The 303-nt window shown below is 74.3% G+C and carries 1 pseudogene; it reads right to left on the bottom strand.

Annotated features, from left to right (window positions below):
- Nucleotides 1-303 (bottom strand): annotated as a pseudogene (locus GTW67_RS12255) (hypothetical protein); the annotation flags it as partial.

Raw genomic sequence — 303 nt, 5'->3', positions numbered from 1 at the left:
GTCTTCTGCGCGAGCGTCTTCGCCGCCGGGGCCTTCTCGGCGGCAGCCTTCGCCGCGGGTACCTTCTTGGCCGGGGCCTCGTGAGCAGCAGCCTTCGCCGCGAGTGCCTTCTTGGCCGGGAGCTTCTTGGCGGTCGCCTCAGGCGCCGGTGCCCGGCGGGCGGCGGTCTTCCTGGCCGGTGCGCTGCCGGTGACGGCGGTCTCGGCGGGGGAGCCCTTGGCGGTGGCTTTGCGGGTGACCGACTTCTGCGCGGCGGCCTTCTTGGCGGGTGTCTTCTGCGCGAGCGTCTTCGCCGCCGGGGCC

It is taken from the genome of Streptomyces sp. SID5910, from assembly GCF_009862125.1.
Lineage (GTDB): Bacteria > Actinomycetota > Actinomycetes > Streptomycetales > Streptomycetaceae > Streptomyces.
Note: the sequence above shows the minus strand (reverse complement) of the source record. Positions and strands in the feature narration are given on the sequence as shown.